Annotated in this window: 11 protein-coding genes; 3 read left to right on the top strand and 8 right to left on the bottom strand. The window is 76.2% G+C overall.

Annotation, left to right across the window (positions count from 1 at the left end):
* Positions 1-17: 17 nt before the first annotated feature.
* Positions 18-2,258, bottom strand: a complete 2,241-nt coding sequence (gene treS / locus EDC03_RS04665) for a maltose alpha-D-glucosyltransferase (RefSeq protein WP_123379292.1) — start codon at positions 2,256-2,258, stop codon at positions 18-20.
* Positions 2,259-3,063: 805 nt separating this feature from the next.
* Here treS and EDC03_RS04660 point away from each other — a divergent pair.
* Genes EDC03_RS04660 through EDC03_RS04650 form a run of 3 tightly spaced genes read left to right on the top strand, consistent with a single transcriptional unit; the run spans position 3,064 to position 9,403 of the window.
* Complete coding sequence (locus tag EDC03_RS04660; protein ID WP_123379032.1) at positions 3,064-5,106, top strand: bifunctional copper resistance protein CopD/cytochrome c oxidase assembly protein; 2,043 nt, start codon at positions 3,064-3,066, stop codon at positions 5,104-5,106.
* Positions 5,107-5,161: 55 nt separating this feature from the next.
* Positions 5,162-7,354, top strand: coding sequence for a S9 family peptidase (locus EDC03_RS04655; RefSeq protein WP_123379031.1), 2,193 nt, complete (start codon positions 5,162-5,164; stop codon positions 7,352-7,354).
* Between the two features lie 57 nt (positions 7,355-7,411).
* On the top strand, positions 7,412-9,403 hold the full coding sequence (locus EDC03_RS04650; RefSeq protein ID WP_123379030.1) for an NHL domain-containing thioredoxin family protein: 1,992 nt from the start codon (positions 7,412-7,414) through the stop codon (positions 9,401-9,403).
* Between the two features lie 24 nt (positions 9,404-9,427).
* Here EDC03_RS04650 and EDC03_RS04645 read toward each other — a convergent pair whose 3' ends face one another.
* The 7 genes from EDC03_RS04645 to EDC03_RS04615 form a co-directional block, all read right to left on the bottom strand.
* On the bottom strand, positions 9,428-11,287 hold the full coding sequence (locus EDC03_RS04645) for a PP2C family protein-serine/threonine phosphatase (RefSeq protein ID WP_123379029.1): 1,860 nt from the start codon (positions 11,285-11,287) through the stop codon (positions 9,428-9,430).
* Positions 11,288-11,374: 87 nt separating this feature from the next.
* Complete coding sequence (locus EDC03_RS04640) at positions 11,375-12,262, bottom strand: carbohydrate ABC transporter permease (RefSeq protein WP_123379028.1); 888 nt, start codon at positions 12,260-12,262, stop codon at positions 11,375-11,377.
* Positions 12,259-13,299 (bottom strand): carbohydrate ABC transporter permease, encoded by a 1,041-nt coding sequence (locus tag EDC03_RS04635; RefSeq protein WP_123379027.1) that lies wholly within the window; start codon positions 13,297-13,299, stop codon positions 12,259-12,261. Before EDC03_RS04635 ends, EDC03_RS04640 begins: the two co-directional genes overlap by 4 nt.
* Positions 13,300-13,446: 147 nt before the next feature.
* Positions 13,447-14,766 (bottom strand): ABC transporter substrate-binding protein, encoded by a 1,320-nt coding sequence (locus tag EDC03_RS04630; protein WP_123379026.1) that lies wholly within the window; start codon positions 14,764-14,766, stop codon positions 13,447-13,449.
* Between the two features lie 413 nt (positions 14,767-15,179).
* Entirely contained in the window at positions 15,180-18,179 is a 3,000-nt protein-coding gene (locus EDC03_RS04625; RefSeq protein WP_123379025.1) for an RICIN domain-containing protein, read from the bottom strand.
* 93 nt (positions 18,180-18,272) lie between these two features.
* Entirely contained in the window at positions 18,273-20,054 is a 1,782-nt protein-coding gene (locus tag EDC03_RS04620) for a glycoside hydrolase family 35 protein (RefSeq protein WP_123379024.1), read from the bottom strand.
* Between the two features lie 95 nt (positions 20,055-20,149).
* Entirely contained in the window at positions 20,150-21,496 is a 1,347-nt protein-coding gene (locus tag EDC03_RS04615) for an ABC transporter substrate-binding protein (RefSeq protein WP_123379023.1), read from the bottom strand.
* Between the last annotated feature and the right edge of the window lie 41 nt (positions 21,497-21,537).

Here is a 21,537-nt window from a genome sequence, read left to right as displayed (position 1 = left end):
GGTGGGGGCGGGCGGGGTCAGCTCGGGTGGATGAGCAGGAAGAGCCCGCTGTAGGGGCTGAGCCAGACGCTGAAGCTGTGCAGGTCGTCGACCCAGCCGACCTCGCCGCCGTCGCGGGCGTCGACCACGGCGGCGCGCGGGACGAAGGTGTCCGAGCGGACGGTGCCCTCGACGCGCTCGCCGGTGAAGTTGAGGACGGTGACCTGGATGGTGGCCGAGGTCAGCGAGGCGTCACCGCCGTCGAGGCGGTGGACCATGACGAGCATCCCCGGGTGGGCGACGTCGGGGACGTCGACCTGGGTCGCCGTGGCGAGGTGGTGCTGCGCACGCAGGGCGAGCAGCCCGGAGAGCCGGGTGGCGAAGGAGTCCGCCTGCTCGAGCTGCTGCGGCAGCGGGCCGTAGAGCGACCGGCCGCGCGGCATGCCGCTGGCCGACGTCGTCGCCTCGGGGGCGACGTCGAGCAGGTCGTGGGCGCCCCGCTCCACCCAGCGGGTGTCGCCCGTCTCGGTGAGGGCGCGGACCTGCTCCTCCGGCACGGTGAGCATGCCGGTGAGGTCCCAGCCCGAGAGGACGAAGACGCCCGGCTGCCAGGCGTTGAACATCGCCAGGAGCAGGTGCGCGCGCCGGATCATCTCGACGTCGTCGTCGCCGATGCTGTCCAGCGTCGTGTGGCCGCGGGTGGCCGCGATGACCGACGTCGAGGTGCAGGCGATGCCGTTCGTCGTGAAGACGCGGTTGTAGTCGGACGCGGGGCCCGTGAGCGCCTCGAGGAGGTCGGCGCGGACGGTCCGGGCGAGCTCGTCGCCGGTGACCTCGCGGCCGCGGAACTCGTAGGTGTCGGTGGCGTGCGCCGTCGCCCAGTGGACGAGCTCGTAGGTCAGCTCGTCGTGGTTCTGCAGGCCGTGGACGAGCGTCGCCGGGTCCACCCCGAGCCGCAGCGACGTCCGCAGCGTGAGGCGCAGGAACTCGGCGTCGCCCGTGGCGAGGGCGTGGTGGTACGCGGGCCGGTTGACGAAGTCGTAGGACAGGTCAGCGCCGACCGCCCCGGTGTCGCGGATGTCCTCGATCCCGAGGTTGAGCTCCTGGAACGTGAAGCCGCCGACCTTGCGGACGGTGCTGGCGATGACGTGGTTCGCGGCCTGCGAGAGCGGGTGCCCCTCGGACCACGCCGGGGAGCCCTCGGAGGAGCGCTCGACGCCGAGGAAGCCGTTGGCGTCCAGCCGCAGGGCGCTCGTGCCGAGCTCGGCGAGGCTGTGCAGCGCGTCGCCGATGACCAGGCGCATGCCCGCGAAGGTGGGGTCCAGCCAGTTGATCGACGGCTGGCCCTGCTTGAAGTAGTGGAGGTAGACCCAGCGGCGCGTGACGCCGTCGACGCCGACCACCGGCCCGGTGGCGCTCCAGTTGGTCTCCTTGACGCCCGGCGCGTAGAAGATCACGCGCTGCAGCGCCCCGATGATGAAGCCCTCGGCGGCCAGCCGGGCCTCCGTCGCCGCGTCGAGGTTGACCGCGTCGCGGCCGGCCGGGACGTCGGGCAGCAGGTGCCAGCTCGGCTCGGGGATCTCGACCATGTGGTAGATCCCCGGGTAGTCCCCGTGGGCCATCTCGGCGAGGCGGAAGTCGGCGCCCTTGCCGGTGTGGCCCGGGACGATGTCGTCGATGACGGAGCCGCCGTGGGCGTCCGCGACCTCGCACAGCGCCCGGAACTCCTCCTCGGTGCCGAAGGCCGGGTCGATCTGGGTGCTGACCCGGTCGAAGTGGCCGTCGACGCTCGGCGTCTCCTCCCAGCCGGTCAGCCCGCCCGCCCGCTTGACCGGGCCGGTGTGGATCCCGTCGATCCCGATGGCCTGGAACGCCTCCCACAGCTGCTCGCCGCCGACCGCCGCGAGGAAGGACTCGCCGGGCCGCGTGATGAGGGAGATCGGGTAGGCGTTGAACCACACCGAGGTGGCGGCGACCGCCCGCCGCGCGTCGGGGCGGGCGTAGGGGTTGCGCCACATGGCCGGGCTGCCCGTCAGCTGGCGGCTCAGGTGCTCGGCGTCGGCGAGCATCGACTGCTGGACGAGCCAGTCGACGTACGCCGGGTTCGAGCCGTCGGCCTCGCGGTGGCGCGGGGTGCGCCGGCGGCGGCCGCCCTCGAGCTGCGCGCGCGGCCGGAGCCGCCGGGGGCGGGCGGGGTAGCGCTGCTCGTCGTAGGTGATCTCCGGGGCGTCGTGCGCCGCCGGCGGGGCCTGCTCGGCGACGAGGGGGCCGTCGGCCACGAGGACGCGCCCCTCCTCGACGTCGGGGAGGCCGACGCCGCCGACGACGACGGCCGCGCGGGTCCAGGGCTGCTGGTCGGCGAGGAAGGGCAGCTCCTCGGCCTGCCACTCGTGCCAGAAGGCCTCGCTCTGCGCCGCGTCGCCGTTCTGCCCGTGGGCGACGTCGCGCGCGAGCCCGAGCCGCTCGGCCTCGTCGGCGTCGGACTGCACCCACACGACCGCGTCCACGACGCCGTCCAGCTCGCGCCGGGCGGAGCCGACGCCCTCGACGAAGACCCACTGCGTCCCCGCCGGCACCTCGATCGCCCCCTCGCGGCCGCGGGCCTCCCACGCCGGCGGCCGGTAGGACACGGCGCGCCCCTCGCGCGCGGGGCGCAGGACGCCCTCGGCGAGGAGGTCGGTCCACCCGAAGAAGGAGTGGTGCCAGGCGACGTCGTCGGCGGCGACGACGACCGCCTGCGGGGCCGCGGCGGCGAGCCGCGCGGCCGTCGTGGACTTCCCGCCGCCACCGCGGCCGTCGACGGCGACGACCCGCGGCCGGCCGCGCACGGTCCCCGCGGCGCGCTCCAGCCGGTCCAGCAGGTCGGTGACGGCACGGGTCCGCCAGGGCCCGGCCACCGGCTCCCCCTCGGGGAGTTGCGGCGGAGCCGGGAGCTCCACGATCTCCTGGTCCGCAGGGGCAGCCGCCGACGCCTCGCTCACGAGGGACGACCGTACAGATCCCTGCCGTCCGGGCACGGCGAGGCGGGAGGTCCGGGGCGCGGCCGCCGACCGGGACGACGCCGGGGGCGCCTACCCTCGTGCGGTGAGCGCAGGGACGGCGCCGAGGGCGCGGCGGGACGACGACGCAACGCGCACGCCCGCGGACGGGCCCACGGGCCCCCTCCCGCGCTGGTGGCTCGCCGTCGTGGTCCTCACGCCCGTCGTCGCCGTCGCCGGCCTCCTCTGGGCGCTCGCCGAGGGCGGGGCCGCCGAGCCGGACCTCGTCCGCGACCCGGGCGCCGTCGTCCGCTACGGCCTCCCGCTCGCCGTCGTCGTCCGCGACCTCGCGCTCGCCGTGACGATCGGCGGCCTCGTCCTCGCCGCGGGGGTGGTGCCGGCGAGGGCCCCGTCCTGGCAGGCGGCGCTGCGCGCCGGGATGGTCGGCTCCCTCGTGTGGACGCCGGCGAGCCTCGCCGTCCTCGTCCTCACCGCCGCCAACCTCTCCGGCACGGCCCTGTCCGACCCGACCTTCGGCAGCCAGCTCGCCGTCGTCGCGACGCAGATCGGCCAGGGCCAGGCCCTGCTCGTCTCCGCCGTCGTCGTCGCGCTCGTCGCCACGGCCGCCGTCGGCGTCCGCACCCCGGCCGGGGCGGGCTGGACGGCGGCGCTCGCCGTCCTCGCCCTCGCGCCGCTGGCGCTCAACGCGCACTCCACCGGCACGAGCGGCCACGAGACGGCCGTCAGCTCCTGGGGCCTGCACGTGCTGGGCGTCGCCGTGTGGATCGGCGGGCTCATGGCGCTCGTGGCCACGGCCCGCCGCCTCGGCCCCGAGCTGCCCGTCGTCGCGCGCCGCTTCTCGACCCTCGCCGGGGTCGGCTTCGCCCTCGTCGTCGTCTCCGGCGTCCTCAACGCGTCGCTGCGGGTCGCGGGCCTCGGCGACCTGCTCGGCACCGGCTACGGCCGCCTCGTCCTCGTCAAGACGGTCGCGAGCGTCGTCCTCGGCGTCGCCGGGTACCTTCACCGGCGCTCGCTGCTCGCGACCCTCGACGCCCGCGCCACCGCCGGCGACCGCGTGCGAGGCCCCTTCTGGCGCCTCGTCGCGGGGGAGGTCGTCCTCGTCGGCGGCGTCCTCGGCGTCGCCGCGGCCCTGTCGCTGACGCCGCCCCCCGTGCCGCAGGAGCTGCCGCCCGCGCCGACGCCGGCGGAGTACCTCACCGGCGAGCTGCTGCCGGAGCCCTTCCGCCCCTCGAGCGTCCTCACCCAGTGGCAGCCGGACGTGCTCTGGCTCGGCGTCGCGATCGCCCTCGCCCTGGCCTACGTCCGCGGCGTCCTCGCCCTGCGGCGTCGCGGCGACCGGTGGCCGGTCGGGCGCACCGTCGCCTTCCTCCTCGGCGCCGCGCTGCTGGCCTACCTCACGAGCGGCGCCCCGGCCGCGTACGGCCGCACCGTCTTCAGCGCGCACATGCTCCAGCACATGACGCTGTCGATGCTCGTGCCCATCGGGCTCGTGCTCGGCGCGCCGGTCACCCTCGCGCTCCGCTCGCTGCCGCGCCGTCGGGACGGCTCCCGGGGGCCGCGGGAGTGGCTCCTCGTGCTCGTCGAGTCGCGGTGGGCCCGCTTCGTGTCCCACCCCGTCGTCGCGGCGGTGCTCTTCGCGGGCAGCCTGATCGTCTTCTACTACACGCCGCTGTTCGAGCTGGCGCTGTCCACCCACGTCGGGCACCTGCTCATGACGGCCCACTTCGTGGGCGTGGGCTTCCTCTTCACCAACGCGCTCGTGGGGGTCGACCCGGGGCCGCCGCGGCTCGGCTACCCGCTCCGCCTCGTCCTGCTCTTCGCGACGATGGCGTTCCACGCCTTCTTCGGGATCTCCATCATCTCGAGCGAGGCGCTGCTCGCCCAGAGCTGGTTCTCCTCGACCGGCTGGGGCATCGACGCCCTCGCCGACCAGCGCACGGGCGGCAGCATCGCCTGGGGCCTCGGGGAGCTGCCGACCGTCGTCCTGCTCGTCGTCGTGGCCGTCCAGTGGTCGCGCAGCGACGAGCGGGAGCAGCGGCGCCGGGACCGGGCCGCCGACCGCGACGGCGACGCCGACCTCACCGCGTACAACGCGATGCTCGCCGAGAAGGGCCGCGGCCGCCCCTGACCCGCAGGGCGACCGCCGCCCCTGCGCGGCGCCCGCCGCGTGGTAGCACGGTGCCGTGACCCCTGACGCACGGACGACGCCCGGCCCGGACCCGTTGCACGACCTCCACGCGTACGTCGCGCAGCCGCGGGTGAGCGGCCTCGCGGTCAGCCCGGACGGGCGGCGCCTCGCGCTCGCCGTCGTCACGCTCGACGGCGAGGGCACCGGCTACGCGACGAGCCTCTGGGAGTCGCCGCTGGACGGCGGGCCGTGCCGACGGCTCACGCGCGGCGGCACCGGCGAGGCCGCGCCCGTGTGGACGCCGCAGGGGGACCTGCTCTTCACCGCCCGTCGCCCCGCGCCGGTCGTGCCGGGGCGCGCGGGCGGCGCCCCGGCGCCGGACCCGGGCAGCGACCCGGGGCCCGCCGACACGACGGCGCCCGGCCGGCCCGCGGGCGGCGGCGGGGACGACGACGCGCCCCCGGCCCTGTGGGCGCTGCCCGCGGCGGGCGGGGAGGCGCGGCTCGTGGCGACCCGGCCCGGCGGCGTCGCCGTCGAGGCCGTGGCGCGCACCGCGGGCACGCTGCTGCTGACGTCCTCGACGATGCCGGCCGCCGGGCGGGACGGGGACGACGCCGACGAGCGGCGCGCCCGCACGGAGGCGGGCGTCAGCGCCGTCCTCCACACCGCCACGCCGGTCCGCTTCTGGGACGCCGACCTCGGTCCCGCCCGCCCGCGCCTGCTCGCCGCGGAGCCGCTGGCGGCCGCGCCCGGCGAGGTCGGCGCCGAGGAGCCGCGGCTCGAGCTGCGCGACCTCACCGGCCACGTCGGTGCGGGGCTCGAGGACACCGGCTGGACCCTCACGGACGACGGGCGCACCGCCGTCGGCACGTGGGTCGTGCCCCGGGCGCACGGCGAGCAGTCCGACACCCTCGTGGCCGTCGACGTCGCCACGGGGCGGCGCACGACGCTCGCGGACGAGCGCGACCTCGAGCACCGGGGCGCGCGGGTGAGCCCCGACGGCGGCACCGTCGCCCTCGTCGTCAGCCGCGTGGGCACGGCGGACCGCGCGACCTCGCACTGGGTGGCCACGGCCGAGCTCCGCCGGGACGCCGACGGCGTCGTCACCGGCGCCGGGCCGCTCCGCCACCTCACGAGCGGCTGGGACCGCTGGCCCGACGCGGTCTCCTGGACCGCCGACGGCCGGCACCTCGTCGTCGAGGCCGACGAGGGCGGTGCCGGCCCGCTCTTCCTCGTCGACTCCGCCACGGGCGACGTCCGGCGCCTCACCGCCGACCACGGCGCCTACGCGGGCGCCCGCGTGACCCCCGACGGCTGGGCCTACGCCCTGCGGTCGGCCTACGACGCCGCGCCCGCCCCGGTGCGGGTCCGGCTCGAGGACGGCCCCGCCGGCGCGGCCGGGACGGTCGAGCACCTGCCGACGCCCGTGCCCCCGCTCGCGCTGCCCGGGCGGCTCGAGGACGTCAGCGCGACCGCGCCGGACGGCACGACGGTGCGCAGCTGGCTCTGCCTGCCCCACGGCGCCGACGCCGAGCACCCCGCGCCGCTCGCGACGTTCATCCACGGCGGCCCGCTGGCCTCGTCCAACGCCTGGTCCTGGCGGTGGAACCCGTGGCTGCTCGTGTCCCGCGGCTACGCGGTGCTGCTGCCGGACCCGGCGTTGTCGACCGGCTACGGCCAGGCCTTCGTCGACCGCGGCTGGGGCCGGTGGGGCCGCGAGCCGTACACCGACCTCCTCGCCGCCGTCGACGGCGCCGTGGCGCGCGACGACGTCGACGGCACCCGGACGGCCGCGCTGGGCGGGTCCTTCGGCGGCTACATGGCCAACTGGGTCGCGGGGCACACCGACCGCTTCGACGCCGTCGTCACGCACGCGAGCCTCTGGGCGCTCGACCAGTTCGCCGGCACGACGGACGCCGGCTTCTTCTGGGCGCGCGAGATGACGCCGCAGGTGGCGGAGGAGAACAGCCCGCACCGGCACGCCGACGCGATCACCACGCCGGTCCTCGTCGTCCACGGCGACAAGGACTACCGGGTGCCCGTCGGCGAGGGCCTCCGTCTGTGGTGGGACCTGCTGTCCCGCAGCGAGGCCGAGGACGGCTCCTCGCCCCACCGCTTCCTCTACTACCCCGACGAGAACCACTGGGTGCTCCGGCCCGGCGGCGCCGTCACCTGGTACCAGACGGTCGTCGGCTTCCTCGACCAGCACGTGCTCGGGAAGGACTGGGTCCAGCCGGACCACGTCTGACCGCCCCGCGGCGGAGGGGCGGCGGGGGGCGGGTCGCGGGCGGGGGAGGATGGCGCCGTGAGCACGTCCGCCGCCACGCCGTCCGCCGCCGCCCGCACGCCCCGCACCCGCGCGCCCGAGCTCGTCGGCCGCCGGTGGGTCGGCACCGACGGGCGGGCGCTGCGGCTGGCGGACCTGCGGGGGCGCTTCGTCCTCCTCGACTTCTGGACGAGCTGCTGCGTCAACTGCCTCCACGTCCTCGACGAGCTCCGCGGGCTCGAGGAGCGCTGGGCCGCCGAGCTCGTCGTCGTCGGCGTGCACTCGCCCAAGTTCCCCCACGAGGCCGAGCCGGGCGTGCTCGACGACGCCGTCCGCCGCTACGAGGTGCACCACCCCGTCCTCGACGACGCGGACATGACGACGTGGCGGGCGTACGCGGCCCGCGCCTGGCCGACGCTCGTGCTCGTCGACCCGACCGGCTACGTCGTCGCGTCGCTGTCCGGCGAGGGGCACGCGGACGGGCTCGAGCGGCTGCTCGGGGAGCTCGTCCCGGAGCACGAGGCCGCCGGCACGCTCGTCCGCGGCGAGCGGCTCTTCACGCCGCTGGCGGAGGACGCCGACGACGACGGCCTGCGCTTCCCGTCCAGCGTGCTGCCCCTGCCGGAGCGGCTCGGCGGCGGGTTGCTCGTGTCCGACACCGGTCACCACCGCCTCGTCGTCCTCGACGAGGACGGGCGGACCGTCCGGCGCGCCGTCGGCGGCGGCGGGCGCGGTCTCGTCGACGGGCCCGCCGCGACCGCGCGCTTCGCCGAGCCGCAGGGCCTGTGCCTCCTGCCCGCGGACGTGGCCGCCCGCACCGGGGTCGACGTCCTCGTCGCCGACACCGTCAACCACGCCGTCCGCGGGGTCCGGTTGGGCGCCGACGGCGGCGAGGTCGTCACGCTCGCGGGAACCGGCCGCCAGCTCCGGCGCCGTGAGGGTGGGGGACCGGCTCTCCGGCAGGACCTCTCGACGCCGTGGGACGTGGCGTGGTGGGACGACCAGGTCGTCGTCGCCATGGCCGGCGTCCACCAGCTGTGGGCGCTGGAGCCCGGCGCGGCGCCGGCGGACGGGACGGTGCGCGTCCTCGCCGGCACGTCGGCCGAGGGCCTGCGCGACGGCGACGCCGAGCAGGCCTGGTTCGCGCAGACCTCGCGCCTCGTGCCCTCGGCGGACGGCGCGGTGCTGTGGGTCGTCGACAGCGAGACGTCGGCGCTGCGCCGCCTCGAGCGCACCGGCGCCCCCGTGGACCGGTCGGTGCACGCCGTCGAGGACGTCCGGCTGGCCAACGCCGCGCCCGTCGCGGCGCCCGGCTACCGGGTCACGACGGTCGTCGGCTCGGGGCTCTTCGAGTTCGGCGACCGCGACGGCGAGGCCGGGGGCGCGCTCCTGCAGCACCCGCTCGGCGGCGCGGTGCTGCCCGACGGCTCGGTCGCGGTGGCGGACACCTACAACGGCGCCGTCCGCCGCTACGACCCGACGACGGGCGCCGTCACCACCCTCGTCGGCGACCTCGCCGAGCCGACGGGCGTCGCCGTCGTCGGCGAGGGGGAGGCGGCCGAGCTCGTCGTCGTGGAGTCCCGGGCGCACCGGGTGCTGCGGCTCCCGCTCACCGCCGGTCGCGTCGTCGGCGGGTCGGCCGGGTCCGTCGAGCGCCCCCCGACGCCGCTCGCCCCGGGCGCCGTGGCGCTGCGCGTCCGCTTCACGCCGCCGACCGGCCAGCACCTCGACGACCGGTGGGGCTCGCCCGTCCGCGTCCTCGTCTCGGCCACGCCCGCCGACCTCCTCGCCGCGGGCGACGGCGCCGGCGAGGAGCTCGGGCGCGACCTCGTGCTGCGCGGGACGCCGGGTACCCGCGGGGTCCTGCACGTGTCGGCGCAGGCCGCGGCGTGCGACGCCCCCGCGGACGGCGCGGACGACGACGCCCTCCTCGGGGCCGCCTGCCACCTCTACCAGCAGGACTGGGGCATCCCCGTCGTGCTGGGCGACGACGCCCCCGACGAGCTCGTGCTCGACCTGCGCGGCGTCTGACGCCGTCGCCCCGGGCGGGGCCGGTCAGCCCGTCGGCGTCCCGTCGAGGTGGACGACGAGCACCGCGGCGTCGTCGTCGCCGTCGGCGAGGGCGACGAGGTGGTCCGCGAGCCCCTCGACGTCGGCGGGCCCCGTCTCGACGAGCCGGCGCAGCCGCTCGATCCCCTCGTCGAGGTGCTCCCCGCGGCGCTCGACGAGGCCGTCGGTGAAGGCCACGAGGGTGCTGCCCGCCGCGACGGCCCGCCGGGTGGTCGGGCGCTCGCCGGGCAGGACGCCCAGCAGCAGCCCCTCGTCGGCCGCGGTCACCTCGGCCGAGCCGTCCGGTTGCCGGATGACGAAGGGCGGGTGCCCCGCCGCCGCGTGGTGCAGCGACCAGCCGCCCGCGCCGTCGGGCTCGAGCCGCGCGTAGGCCAGCGTCGCGAGCGTGCTGATGCGCAGGCCGACGACGAGCTGGTCGACGCGGTGCAGCACGGCCCCGGGCGACTGCGTCCGGCGGCGCCGCTCGACGGGGCGTCCCTGCGCGTCGACCCGGCCGGCGGTGCCGGGCGGGTCCTCCCAGGCCTCCCACGCGCACGCGCGCAGGAGCCCGCGCAGGTGGCCCATGGCCGCGGCGGCCATGACGTCGTGCCCGGCGACGTCGCCGACGGCCACCCCCACCGCGCCGCCGGTGAGGTCGAGGAGCTCGTAGAAGTCGCCGCCCACCGACGCGCCGGTGGCGGCGGCCCGGTAGCGGGCGGCCGCGATGACACCGGGGACGGCGGGGAGCACGGGCAGGAGGCTGCGCTGCAGCGTCTCCGCGATGGTGCGCTGCTCGCCCGCGACCCGGGCGGCGTGCAGCGCGGCCCCCGAGCGCAGCCCGAGCTCGGCCGCGAGGACGACCTCGTCGGCGGTGAGCGGGACCCGGCCGGGCTCGCGGACGACGACGGCGACGTCGAGCACCTGCCCGCCGCCCGGCAGGGCGACGACGACGGCGGTGCGGCCGTCGGACCCGTCGGCGGCGAGCAGGCCGAGCCCGTCCAGCAGCCGGGCGAGGTCCGGCTCGTGCGGTGCCCCCAGGAGCCGGGCGTCGGCGCCGAGCACCACCGCGCCGGCCGGTGGCGGGGCGGGGGAGGTCGCCGCCGCGGCCGCCGCGAGGGCGGCTGCCGCGGGGTCGTCCGCCGGGTGCACCTGGACGCGGGGCGGCCGGCCCCGGCCCTCGTCGGTCCAGACGACGACGCGGTCGCCGAGCGCGGGCACCGTCAGCCCGGCGAGCCGCTGCCGGCAGGTCTCCTCGTCGAGGTGGCCGGACAGCCGGGCCTCGGTGTCCGCCAGGAGGTCGAGGTGGCGGCGGGTCTCCTCGGCGCGGGCGAGGGCGCCCTCGGCGAGCAGCCGCGCCTCGTGCTCGGCCGCGGCCGCGGCGTCGCGGTCGCGCGCGGCCTCGACGAGGTCGGTGACGTCGGTCTGGACGCCGACGACGTGGGTGAGGACGCCGTCCGCGTCCCGCACCGGGCTGAGGGCGACCCGGTTGTGGAAGACGGTGCCGTCCCGCCGGACGTTGAGGAGCGTCTGCACCGTCGCCTCGCCGGCGACGGCCGCGGCGCCGAGAGCCGTCGACTCGGGCCCGAGGAGTCCACCGCGCAGGAAGCGGCAGTTCTGCCCGACCGCCTCCTCGACCGGGTACCCCGTCAGGGCCGTGAAGGCCGGGCTCACCCAGACGAGCGGCAGGTCGGGGAGGCGGGCGTCGGCCACGCTGAAGGACAGCCCGGCCTGCAGCAGCCCGCGTTCCCGCGCGCGCAGCTCCGCGATGCCCGAGGACAAGGCCTCCAGGAGGTCCGGCGGGACCGCCGGGCCGGGTGCCGTGCCCGCGCCGACCTCGTCGACGCCGTCCGCGCCCTCTGCGTGCACGGGCGGAAGGTACTGCCCCGTCCGGTGCCCCGCCGCGCGGGAGGGGCCCCCCCGTGGACACCCCTCCCGCGGCCGGCGCCGGGGTCGTCAGCCCTTGACCGCGCCCGCGGTGATGCCGCCGACGATCTGGCGGCCGAAGATCGCCGTGACGACGAGCAGCGGCACGGTGGCGAGGACGGTGCCCGCGAGGATGACGGAGATGTCCGGGGTGTAGCCCGCGCCGATGCCGGCGACGGCCACCTGGATCGTCGGGCTCTGCCGCACGACGATGAAGGGCCACAGGAAGTCGTTCCAGGCGGCCATGAAGGACAGGATCCCCAGCACGGCCATCCCGGGGCGGGCCAGCGGGAAGACGATCGCGAAGACCGTGCGGTGCATCGACGCGCCGTCGACCCGGGCCGCCTCCACGAGCTCGTCGGGGAGGGCCTGGGAGATGAACTGCCGCATGAAGAAGACGCCGAAGGCCGTCACGGCGCCCGGGAGGATGACGGACATGAGGTTGTTGACGAGGCCCAGCCGGGTCATGACGACGTAGAGCGGGATGATGCTCAGCGTCGGCGGGATCGTCAGCGTCGCCACCGTGATGCCGAAGAGGGCGTTGCGGCCGCGGAACCGCGACTTGGCGAAGGCGAAGCCCGCCAGGGTGCAGAAGAAGACCGTGGTGGCGGTGACCGCGAGGGAGACGACGAGCGAGCGCCCGAGGGCCGCGACGAGGTCGGCCTGCTCGAGCGCCAGCCGCATGTTCTCGAAGATCTGGGGCCCGGGCAGCAGGGGCGGGGTGCCGTCGTAGAGGTCGGAGGGCGAGTGCGACGCGGCGACGAGGGAGTAGTAGAAGGGGAAGAGGAAGAGCAGCGCCGTGACGGTCAGCACCACGTAGGTGAGCGGGCCGGCGCTGTCCTCGGCGCGGCGGCGACGGCGGGGCGCGGTCGCCGCCGGCAGGGCCGCGGCCACGCGGACGTCGGGCGTCGAGGTCATCGGGACACCTTCTTCGAGGAGGCGCCGCGGCGTCGTCGCAGCAGCGGCTGGCTCTTGTCACGGGTGCGCAGGAAGGCGAGGCCCGTGTTGAGCAGGACGAGGGCGATGACGATGATCAGGGTGACGCAGGCGATGGCGGCGGCACGGCCGAGGCGGCCGATCTCGAAGCCGATGTTGTACATGTACAGCGTCAGCACCTGGTACTGGCCGAGCGCCCCGCCCTCCGCGCCGTTGCCGAAGAGGAACGGCTCGGTGAAGAGCTGGGTCGCGCCGATCGTGGAGAGCACGATGGTGAAGAGGATCGTCGGCCGCAGGCCGGGGACCGTCACGTGGAGGAACTGGCGGAAACGGCCGGCGCCGTCGATGGAGGCCGCCTCGTAGAGGTCCTTGGGGATGGACTGCATGCCCGCCAGGTAGATGAGCGCGTTGTAGCCCGTCCAGTGCCAGGTGACGATGGTCGCGATGGCGATCTGCGCGGTCCAGTTGCCGTTCGTCCAGTTGATCGGGTCGATGCCGACCATCCCCAGCACGACGTTCATGAGCCCGCCGGGCGTGTTCGCGAAGATCGACGCGAACACGAGCGTGGCCGCCACGAGCGAGGTGGCGTAGGGCACGATCATCGAGACCCGGAAGAAGGCCCGGACGCGCATGTTCATGTTCAGCAGGTGCGCGAGGCCGAGGGCCATGAGCAGCTGCGGCACGGTGGAGATGAGGCCGATGGTCAGCGTCTTCCACAGGCTGTTGTAGAAGGACGGGCTGCCGAAGAGCCAGACGTAGTTGTCCCACCCGACGAACTCCGGGTCGCCCCCGCCGAGGCGGTACTCCTGGAAGCTGATCCACACGGTGTAGACGAGCGGGAAGAGGCCGAAGGCGCCGAAGAGCAGGAAGAACGGCGCGATGTAGACGTACGGCGCGCGGCGGTAGGCGCGGCCCTCCCGGCGCGACCGCCGCGCGACCTCGTCCGGTGGCGTGCGCGTCGGGGGGTGCCCGGCCCCCGCGGGCTCCGCGGGGGTCGTCGTCGGTGCGTGGGCCGCCATGTCAGCTCTCCTCCTCGGCCGGCGCGTCGGCGCCGGCGCTCACCGGGTGGGGGTCCCGCGGGGCGGGACGACCGCGGCGGCGCGGGCCGCCGCGGTGGACGGGCGGCCCCCCGCTGGTGAGCGGGGGGCCACCCGTGCGCCCGGTCGTCAGCCGACCGTGTCGTTGATGGTGCGGACGGCCAGCTGCCACGCCTCGTCGGGCGCCACGCCGTTGGCCTCGACGGCGGTGAGCGCGTCGCCGATGGCCTGGTCGATGGCGCCGTCGTCCACGCCGAGCGGCTGGTTCGGGGCCGCCTGGGCCGCCGTCGAGAAGATCTCCCCGATGGGCGCGCCGTTGAAGTACTCGTCGGTCACGTCCAGCGTCTGCTCCTGGGCGGCCGTGTTGGACGGGTACGCGAGCCCCTGCCGGAACTCGTCGGCCTCCGCGTCGGCGCTCGTGAGGAAGGCGGCGAGCTCCACGGCCGCCTCGCGGTTGGGGCTGTCCTGCGGGACGGCGAGGAAGGAGCCGCCCCAGTTGCCGCCGAGCTGCTGCGGGAGGGGCAGGACGTCCCAGTTCCCGGCGTTCTCGTCACCGGCCTGCTGCTTGATGTAGCCGAGCATCCACGCCGGGCAGGCGATGGTGGCGAAGTCACCGGTGTTCATGGCCGTGTTCCACGCCGGGTCGAACTGGGACAGCCCGGCCGTGAGGCCCTTCTCCGCCGCACCGGCCGCGCGGTCGAAGGACGGCCTGACCGTGTCGTTGGACTCCCAGGTCGGCTCGCCCTCCTCGTCGTAGTTGCGGACGGGCTCGACCGAGGTGAGGACGCGGTAGTAGCCGCCGACCGAGTCCATCCAGGCGGCGCCGTCCGTGGCCGCGGCGTACTGCTCGCCCACGGACTCGTAGGAGTCCCAGTCGGTGATCTGCTGCGCGAGCTCGGCGGGGTCGGACGGCAGGCCCGCCTCCTCGAGCTTGTCGCTGCGGTAGCAGATGGCCATGGGGCCGGCGTCGGTCGGCAGGCCGAGCACGGCGCCGTCCTGGGTCGTCACGGCGCCGACGGCCGCGTCGGTCTCCTCCTCGAGCTGGTCGGCGACGGGCGTCTGGAGCATGTCCGTCCAGACGTCCTGCTGCTGGCTCGCCACGAGCGCCGCCCGGCTGATCTCGAGGGGCTGGATGTCGGCCAGGCCCGAGCCGGAGTTGATCTTCGTCGCGAGGGCCGTCCAGTAGTCGCTCTCCTGCTGGACCTCGGAGTACTCGATCGTGACGTTGGGGTGCTCCTCCTGGTACTGGTCGAGGAGTCCCGCCTTCTCGTAGTTGGCGAAGATGCCGCCGAAGCTGTCGACGGTGATCGTCACGGCCTCGTCGGGGTCGGCGGTGCCGACCGGGCCGGCGCCGTCGGCGGACGACCCGCCGCAGGCGGCCAGGCCGAGGGACGTGACGCCGAGGGCGGCGACCGCGGTGACGGCCCTGCGGGAGCGGAAGCGGTGCACGGGTTCTCCTCACGGACCTCCCCCGGGGGAGGAGGTCGGTCGACGACGGGCTGGGTCCGGCTGCCGGCGCCGGGCGAGAGCCCGGGCGACCGGCCCCCGGGACCGCGACGGTGCGGGCCCGGGCTGACGAAAGGTGCGGGACGTGTCGGTGACGTCGGCGGACCGATGGGGCGGTCTCGCCGCCCGGGACGACCGTCGTCCTGGGTCGGTGCGGTCGCCGAGCCGTCCACGACGCCGTGGAAGCGCTCTCACGCGACGCCTGAACCCTGCGGTCCGCCGGTGGGGCCTGTCAAGCACTTCGCCGAGGTCCACCCGTCACGGATCGGTCTCGAATGTTTCGGGGACCGGGACGGGCCCGGACATGCCGCAGGCCCGCCCCCCGAGGGGGACGGGCCTGCGGTGGGAGCGCTCGGTCAGCCGGCGGGCGTCCCGGGGACGAGCGCCAGCACCTCGAGCTCCGAGGCCACGAGGTACCGGCCCGCCGCCGGCGTCAGCACCACCCGGACGGCGTCCGAGCGGGTCGGCGTCGTGAGCGGGACGTCGACGACGGTCGCCGTGGCGGGGCCGGTGACGGACCCGGCGTCGACCCACGTGCCGTCCGCCGCCCGCACCTGGACCCGGGCGTCCACGGGGGCGGTGCCCTCGCCCTCCGGCAGCACGTGCAGCCGCAGGCCGGTCACCGTGCGCGGTGCGGGCAGCGTGGCCGTCAGCGTCTCGGCGCCGCGCGACTGGTCCGGCGTCCACGTCGACCACGCCTTGTCGGTGGTCCGCCCGTCCCGCAGTCCGGCCGGGCCGTACCCCGGCTCGCTGAAGGACGCGGCGTAGGAGACGCCGGCGTCCAGGGCGACGTTGCCCGGCACCCCGGGCGTGACGTCGACGACGGCCACGGCGGGCAGCGTGCGTCCGGCCCCGGCGTCGACCGTGCCGGTCACCTCGACCTGACCCACCTCGGCGAGGTCGGCGACGTCGACGGCGTCCCAGACGACGGGGCGCTGCACCGGCACGCCGAGCGAGCCGGTCGCCGTCACGGACGCCGGGAGGACGGGCAGCTCGCCGGGCACGGTCGCGGCCGCCGCGGGCTCCGTCGTCGTCAGCGTGTCGACGACGACCGTCGCCTCGACGCGGTGCGTCCGGCCGGTGAGATCGGTCGCGGTGCCGCGCACGGTGCGCGTCCCCGGGCTGTCCCAGACCCGCGGCGCGGGCAGGCGCCAGGTGACGGGCACCGCGACGCCCGTGCCCCCGCGCAGCCGCGTCGGCACGGTGGCCGGCAGCTGCGGGACCTCGCCCGTGGGCGTGAAGACCTCCACCGGGGCCCCGCCCAGCACGGTCTCGTCGACGAGCGCCCAGCGCTGGTTGGCGCCGCCGCCCGCCTGCCACGTGCCGACGGGGGAGCCGTCGGCCGTCGCCTGGCCGCCGACGTCGAGCAGGCGGGTCGTGCCGCGGTTGACGAAGGTCCAGGTCCCGTCGCCCGTCGTCGAGCCGACCCAGCGGGCGGCCGGGTCGGACGCGGGGTCACCGTCCACGAGGACGAGGCCGTCGGTGCCGTCCCGCAGCACGCGGCCGTCGGCGGCCGAGGTCAGCGCGTACTCCGTCTGGTTGCCGGTGCCGGTCACGGCCTCCAGCCGCCACAGCTGCTCGACGGCGGAGACGTCGTCGCCGCGGATCACCGCGCCGTCGCCCTCCGCCGCCAGCAGGCGGTCGCTCTGGACGCCGTCGAGGCGGTAGACGTGGCCGTCCTGCACCGTGGCCTCGCGGGCGTCGGCGCCGCGGACGCCGCGGACGAGGAAGGTCGTCACGGACTCCGCGGGCACGACGAGGCTCGCGCGCTCGTCGGCGACAGGCACGGGCTCGCCCCCGACGAGGGCGCCGTCCGCGTCGGTGACGACGGGCGTGACCGTGGCGCCCCGCTGGACGAGCCGGAAGCCGGACAGGTCGAGCGTCACCTCGCGCGGCGCGGCCGTGTCGTTGACGTGCACGACGGTGGCGCCCCGGCGGGTCTCCGCCGCGACGGTCGAGGTGTCGTCGACGCCGAGGAGGTGGTCGCCGGGGCGGATGTAGTGGGTGAAGTTCCGCGTCGTGTCGAACTTCGTGTTGGTGTAGATCGGGCAGGTCTCGAGGGTGTCCTCGGCCGTGCAGTCGAAGGGGAGCTGGATGCTGCCCCAGTTAGCGCCCGCCGCGCTCTCGCCGCCCGGCTTCATGTTGTCGTAGTCCTCGACGGGCTGCCAGAACACCCAGGCCGTCGGCTCGAGCTCGCGGAGGTCGTCGACGATGCGGCCGGCCATGCCAAGACCGGGCTCCATGGACTCGAAGTCCTGCCCGGAGCCCCACGAGCCCTCGACCTCGCTCTGCCACAGCGGCTTGTCCCAGCCCTTGGCGATGTCGCGGACGACGGGACGCTGGCCGGTGCCGTACGTGTGGACGTTGAGCTGCTCGACGGCGTCGCGCACCTCGTCCGGGTAGGCGTACCAGTTGGTGGCGAAGGTGCCCGGGTTCGTCTCGTCCATCGCCGAGATCACCGCGTCGGTGCCGGCGGTCTCCAGCGCGCGGTCGAGCGCCGCGAGGACCTCGGCCTGCGAGCGGGGACCCGCGTGGGCGCCCTCCTGACGGCCGCCGGTCGGGTTGCCGTCCTCGCCGAGCTGCGTTCCCCAGTAGGGGGTGTTCGGCTCGTTGAGCGGGTCGATCGTGTCGACGTCGATGCCGTGCGCGGCCTCGAGCCGGTCGACGACGCCGGTCATGTAGGCGGCGAAGTCGTCGACCCGGTCGGAGCGGATCTGGTCCGCGCTCGAGTCGAAGCCGCCGGACGTGTAGCCGCTGACCGTCTGGAACCACGGCGGGGAGTTGCTGAACGCCTCCCAGTGGGTGACGTCGCCCTTGATGCGGTCGACCCACCAGCGCTGCGCCGCGTCCGCCTCCTCGTCCCAGTGCTCCGGGTTCTCCGGGTCCCACCAGTCCGTGTCCTCGCGGGTGGTGCCCTCCGGTGCCTGCCACCAGCCGGGGACGGCGCCGCCCGGGCGCAGGTAGTCGGGGACGTCGGGGGCGTTGCCGCCGCCGACGTTGTAGCGGGCGATGTTGAGCCGCAGCCCGTCCTCGCCGAAGAGCAGGTCCGCCAGCCGCTCGCGCACCTCGTCGGGGTAGTCGCCGGTGGCGTTGGCGAACCACACGAGGCTCGTGCCCCAGCCCTCGAAGGCCTCGCCGCGGTAGGACGGGTCGGGCCGGACGGTCACCTGCGCGACGTCCTGGGCGGCCGCGTCGTCGGGGGCGGCGGCCGGTGCGCCGGCGGCCGGCAGGGCCGTCGCCGCGAGGACGGCGGCGAGGCCGACGGCGGCGGCGGAGCGCCGCACCCGCCGTCCCGGCCGGGGCGTCCCGCGGCCGGTGCGGCCCCGGGTCGTCGGGGCGTGGTGGTCGGTCGTCATGGGAGTGCCTCTCGCGTCGTCGTCGTCGCGTGCGGGGTCGTGCGGTGGTGCGTCGGAGGGCCGTCGCCGCCCGGAGGGGCGGCGACGGCGGGGTCAGAACTCGGTGTGCCCCAGGTCGGGCGCGTCGACGAGGCGCCCGCAGGCGGCCGCGGCGCCGTGCAGCTCGAGGACGAGCAGCTCGTTGCCCTCGGCGCGCAGGAGGGGCCCGGGCACGTAGAGGGTGCGGGCCGGTCCGGCGCCCCAGTAGCGGCCCAGGCACCAGCCGTTCACCCAGACGAGGCCCTTGCCCCAGCCGTCGACCGAGAAGAAGTGGTCGGCGCCCGGTGCGGCGTCGAAGGTGCCGGCGCAGAAGGCCGGGCCGACGACGGGGGCGTCGGGCGCCGTGGCGGGCGTCGCCCGCACCTGCGCGGTGAGGGCGGTGACGTCCTCGAGGTCCAGCGCGGCCGTCCGCCAGGCCGTCAGCCCGCGGGCGGCCGTGCGGGCCGGGCCCACCAGGCCCTTCGCCTCGCCGATGCGCTCGCCGTAGTTGACGCGGCCCATGTCCTCGACGAGGAGCTGCAGCTCGCCCGCGCGGGCGGGCAGCGGGACGACGCGGTCGCCGCGCGCCCGGTCGAGGACGGCCACGGGGTCGCGGTCGAGGCGGGCGACGGCGTGGTCGCGGACCTCGCCGAGGACGACGGCGCGGTCGGCGGCCGTGACGTCGGCGGCGTAGAGCACGAGGCCGGTCCACTGCTCGACCTCGTCGGCGGTGGGGAGGTGGTCCCACGTGCGCCACGGCCCGAGGGCCGCCGTCGCGTCCGCGACGTCGAGCCGGTGGTCGAGGGCGACGTCGAGCGTCGGCGCGGGCGCGCGCGGCGCGGGCACCTCGGCGGGCACGGGCTCGTGCCGGGCGATGACCGTCCGGAAGGCGTCGAAGAGCGGCCCGGGCGTGCCGTCCTCGCTGATGGGCGCGCCGTAGTCGTAGGACGTCGTCGTCGGCGCGTAGACGCCCTTGTGGTTGGCGCCGCTCGTCGTGCCGAAGTTCGTGCCGCCGTGGGCCATGTAGATGTTGACCGAGGCGCCCGCCGCGAGGAGGTCGTCGAGGTCGCCGGCGCTCGTCCCGGCCGGGGGCACGTGGTGGTGCCCGCCCCACGTGTCGAACCACCCGGCCCAGAACTCCGTGCACATGAGCGGCCCGGTGGGCTGGTGGCGGCGGAGCACCTCGAGGCGCTCGCGGGAGCGGGAGCCGAAGGTGGCCGTCCGGTGGAGGCCGGGCAGGCCGCCGCGCTCGAGCATGGCGTCATCGGCCTGGTCGCAGGTGATCAACGGGACGTCGATGCCGGCGCCGCGGACGACGTCGACGAGGGCCTCGAGGTACTTCTGCCGGTCGGCGGGGTCGGCGTCCTCGTCGTAGGCGCCGTACTCGTTCTCGACCTGGACGAGCACGACGTTGCCGCCGCGCGTGACCTGCCGCTCCGCGACGACGGGCAGCAGCGCCGAGAAGTGCTCCTCGACGGCCGCCAGGAAGCGTGGCTCGGCGCGGCGCACGCCGACGCCGGCCTCGGCCAGCAGCCACGCCGGGAGGCCGCCGCCGTCCCACTCGGCGCAGACGAAGGGGCCGGGGCGCACGACGGCGTGCAGGCCCTCGGCGGCGGCGAGGTCGAGGAACCGCCCGAGGTCCGCGGGGCCGTCGAGGCGCAGCTCGCCGCGGCGGGGGCTGTGGAAGTTCCACGGCACGTACGTCTCGACGGTGTTGAGGCCCATGAGGCGCGCGGTGCGCAGCCGGTCGGCCCACGCGTCGGGGTGCGTGCGGAAGTAGTGCAGCGCGCCGGACACGAGCCGCAGGGGCCGGCCGTCGAGGAGGAAGTCCTCGGCGCCGATCTCGAAGGTGGGCATGGGTGCTCCTGGCTGCGCGGGGTGCGGGGAGGGCGGGTCGTGCGGCGGTGGTGCGGGGCCGGCCGGGCGGTGGTCCGCCCGGCCGGCCCGCGACGTCAGCGGGCGGCGGTGCCGAAGCCCTGCTGCTCGCCGTAGGTGGTGAGGTCGCCCTGCCAGGACTGCAGGCCCTCGGAGAGCGTCGTGCCGCCGACGTACGCCTGGCCGACCGTGTCGTTGAAGACGCTGTTCGCGTAGACCTGGAAGGGCAGGTACTGCCAGCCGTCGACGACCTCGGTCGCGGACTCCGCGAGCACCTCGTTGATCCGCTGGCCGCCGAAGTACTCCGGCTCCTGCGCGAGGAACTCCTCGGACTCGAGCTCGGCCACGGTGGCGGGGAAGGCACCCTCCTCCACGCGGGAGGCGATGCCGTCGCCCGCGGCGGCGAAGTCGAGGAAGGCGTAGGCGAGCTCCTGCTGCTCGCTCGCCTCCATCACGGCCAGCGAGCTGCCGCCGTTCTCGGAGGTGGCGGCGCCGCCCTCCTCCCACTGCGGCATGGGGGCCACACGCCAGTCGCCGGACGCGTCCGCGGCGCCGCTCACGAGGTTGCCGGGCATCCAGGCACCGGTGACGAGGCTCGCGACCTGCCCGCCGCCGAGGGCGGCGAACCACTCGTCGGTCCAGGGGTTGATCGGCGCGAGGAGCTCCTCGTCGATCATCGGCTGCCACATCTCGGCGAAGCGGGCCGAGCCCTCGTCCGCCAGGTCGATGCCGACGTCGGTGCCGTCGACCGTGAAGGGCTCGCCGCCGGCCTGCCAGATGAGCGACGTCGCGAAGCCGGCGTCGCCGGTGTCGGCGGTGATGTAGGTGTCCGGCAGCGCGGCGTGGATCTGGCGGCCCGCCTCGACGTACTCGTCCCACGTCGTCGGGACCTCGACGCCCGCCTCCTCGAAGACGGCGGCGTTGTAGAAGAGCGCCATGGGGCCCGAGTCGATCGGGAGGCCGTAGATGCCCTCGCCCTGGCCGGCGGCCTGGACGGCGTTCCACGGGCCGGGGGTGTAGGTGCCCTCGAGGTCGTCGGCGCCCAAGGGGCCGAGGTCGGCGAGCGCCTCGCCGAGGACGAACTGGGGGAGGGCGTAGTACTCGACCTGGGCGACGTCGGGCCCGCCGCTGCCGGCGGAGATGGCGTTCTGCAGGGCCGTGTACTGGTCGTTGCCGGTGCCGACGTTGGCGAGCTCGACGGTGACGCCGGGGTTGGCGGTCTCGAAGTCGGCCGCGACCTGCTCCATCGTCGGGTCCCACGCCCAGACGGTGAGCGTGCCGCCCTCCTCGACGGCGGCGGCGACGTCCTCGGGCGAGCCGTCCCCGCCGCCGCACGCGGCGAGCGTGAGGCCGAGCACGGCGACGAGCGCCGTGCCGCGCAGGGTGCGGGCCGCGAGGCGGCGGGACGGGGTGGGGCTGGACATCGGTGTCCTCCGGGAGGTCTGGGCTGCGGTGGTCGAGGGGG

This window comes from Pseudokineococcus lusitanus, from assembly GCF_003751265.1.
GTDB classification, from domain to species: Bacteria; Actinomycetota; Actinomycetes; order Actinomycetales; family Quadrisphaeraceae; genus Pseudokineococcus; species Pseudokineococcus lusitanus.
This window is presented reverse-complemented; position numbering and strand designations above follow the sequence as displayed.